Raw genomic sequence first — 2904 nt, 5'->3', positions numbered from 1 at the left:
GGCGGGCCCGTTCGGGGCGCTCAGTCCGTTGGACGCGCCGTCCTGGTTGGCCGCCGAACCTCGGACCACCGCCAGCACCGGATGGCCGTTGCGCCCCGCGTCCGACAGCCTCTCCACGACGAGGAAGGCGACGCCCTCGGACCAGCCGGTGCCGTCGGCGGCGTCCGCGAAGGCCTTGCAGCGGCCGTCACCGGCCAGGCCGCCCTGTCGGGCGAACTCGTCGAAGGCACCCGGCGTGGGCATGACGGCGACGCCGCCGACCAGCGCGAGGTCGCACTCCCCTCCGCTCAGCGCCTGCCCTGCGAGATGCAGGGAGACGAGAGAGGAGGAGCAGGCAGTGTCGACCGTCAGCGCCGGTCCCTCCAGACCGAGGACGTACGCGATCCGCCCGGACATCACGCTGCCGCTGTTGCCCGTGAGCAGGTAGCCTCCGGCGTTGGCAGCGTCGCCGAGAACGGCGCCGTATCCGGTCGGGGTGCCGCCGACGAAGACGCCCGTGCGGCTGCCGGGCAGCGACGAGGGGTCGATGCCGGCCCGTTCCAGGGCTTCCCACGAGGTCTCCAGCAGCAGCCGCTGCTGCGGGTCCATCGCCAGCGCCTCACGCGGAGAGATGCCGAAGAACGCGGCGTCGAAGCCGCCGACATCCGTGAGGAACCCGCCCTGTTGATTCCCGGAGACTCCCCAGGCGTCCCAGCCCCGGTCGTCCGGCGCCCCGGAGATCTCGTCGCGGCCCTCGGCGACCAGCCGCCACAGATCCTCGGGCGAGCGTACGTCGCCGGGGAAGCGGCAGGCCATCCCGACGATCACCAGCGGGTCGTCACGGTCGACGTGTCGCACTACGAGCGGCTGAGTGCCCGGGTCGGTGTCGCCGTGCAGTTCCCGGTGGAGGTGTGCGGCGAGGGCGGTGGGGGTGGGGTGGTCGAAGACGAGGGTGGCGGGCAGGCGCAGGCCGGTGGCCGCGTTCAGTCGGTCGCGCAGCTCGGTCGCCGTCAGCGAGTCGAAGCCGAGGTCCTTGAACGGCTGGTCGGCCACGACCTCGGTCACGTCGGAGTGTCCGAGCACGGCAGCGGAACGCTCCCGTACCAAGTCCAGCAGCGCGGCGTGCCGTTCTCCCTCGGTGAGGCCGGTGAGTCGGCGGCGCAGGGCGTCGCCGGGCGAGGACGTGGCGTCGGCCGGCCCGGCGTCGGCGTCCGCTGAGGCCCCGTCGTCATCGTCCCTCAGGGCTCGGGCCGCCTCCGGGATCTCCTCGATCAGCGGGCGGTGGCGGACCCCCGCGTAGACGGGTGTGAAGCGCGACCAGTCGGTGTCGGTGACGGTGAGCTGGGTCTCGCCGTGCTCGACCGCCTCCCGCATGACGGAGAGTGCGAGCGCCGGGTCCATCAGCGCCAGGCCCATCCGGGCGAGGGACTGCTCGTCGAGATCGGCCGCCATGCCCTCGGAACGCCAGATGCCCCAGGCGAGCGAGGTGGCGGGCAGCCCGCGGGCGCGACGGTCTTGGGCGAGGCCGTCGAGGTGGGCGTTGGCGGCGGCGTAGGCGCCCTGCGAGCCACCGCCCCAGGATGCGGCCCCCGAGGAGAACAGGACGAAGGCGTCCAGGTCCAGGTGAGCGGTGAGTTCGTCCAGGTTCCGGGCGCCCGCCGCCTTGCCGGAGACGACCTCGTCAAGTTCCTCCGAGGTGAGGTCGCGCACCTTGGTGTAGCGCACGATGCCCGCGGCGTGCACGACAGCGCTCAGCGGCGTCTCCTCCGGTATGCCCGCCAGGACGGAGGCCAGCGCGTCCCGGTCGGCCACGTCGCAGGCAGCGAAGGTGACGTCCGCGCCGAGGGCACGCACCTCCTCCGCGAGCGCGGCGGCACCCGGCGCGGCGGCACCGCGACGGCTCGTCAGCACCAGGTGCTCCGCACCCTCGGCCACCAGCCACCGCGCCACGTGCGCACCGACCCCGCCCGTACCACCGGTCACCAGCACCGTGCCGCGCGGCTTCCACTCCCGGACCGGGCCGCGTCCGGCGAGCGGCGCCCTCACCAGCCGCCGGGCGAACACACCCGTCCCTCGCACGGCGAGCTGGTCCTCGCCACCGGACGCGGCCGTGAGCACGGCGGCGACCAACGCGCCCGTACCGTCCTGCCATTCGGCGGGGAGATCGATGAGGCCGCCCCACCACTTCGGCTCCTCCAGGCTCACCACCTGGCCGAGCCCCCACAACTCGGTCGCCTCCGGCCGCACCGTGTCGCCGGGCACGACCGCCACCGCGTTCCGGGTCAGCCACCACAGCGGTGCCTTCGAACCGGCGGCCCGCAGATCCTGTACGAGGGACACGGCCTCCACGGTCGACCGCGGCACCGCCACGATGCCCGCGAAGTCCCCGGCGACCGGCCGCTCCGCGATCTCCACGTCGGCGCCCGCCGCCCGCAGCGCCTCCGCCACCTCGGTGCCGATGCCCTCGGCCGGAGCAACGAGGAGCCATCGGCCGGCGGGCCGCTCGGTCTCCGCCGGGGCACAGGGACGCCAGGTGGTCCGGTAGCGCCAGTCGTCCACCACACGTCCGTGGCCGGCGCCGACGGCGGTCTGGGGCCAGTAGCGGCGGCGCTGGAAGGCATACGTCGGCAACTCCACCCGCCGCGCACCCGTCCCGGCGAACACCGCCCCCCAGTCCACCATCACGCCGTTCACATGCGCCCGCGCAAAAGCCGACAGCAACGCGACCGGTTCAACCCGCTCCCGCCGCAACCCCGCCACCACCATCAGCTCCGGCGCCACCTCCTGCACCATCGACACCACAGCACCATCCGGACCCAGCTCAACAACCGTGCCGACGTCCTGTGCTCGCACGGCACGCACACCATCGGCGAATCGGACGGTCGCCCGGACATGCCGCACCCAGTACTCCGGAGTGCACAGCTC

1 protein-coding gene is annotated in these 2904 nt (G+C 73.7%); it reads right to left on the bottom strand.

Annotation, left to right across the window (positions count from 1 at the left end; genetic code table 11):
- On the bottom strand, positions 1–2772 hold a 2772-nt coding region (locus tag AB0959_RS52905), incomplete at its 3' end, for a type I polyketide synthase (protein ID WP_366834199.1).
- Between the last annotated feature and the right edge of the window lie 132 nt (positions 2773–2904).

Source organism: Streptomyces sp. NPDC046862 (assembly GCF_040704615.1).
GTDB lineage: Bacteria > Actinomycetota > Actinomycetes > Streptomycetales > Streptomycetaceae > Streptomyces.
This window is presented reverse-complemented; position numbering and strand designations above follow the sequence as displayed.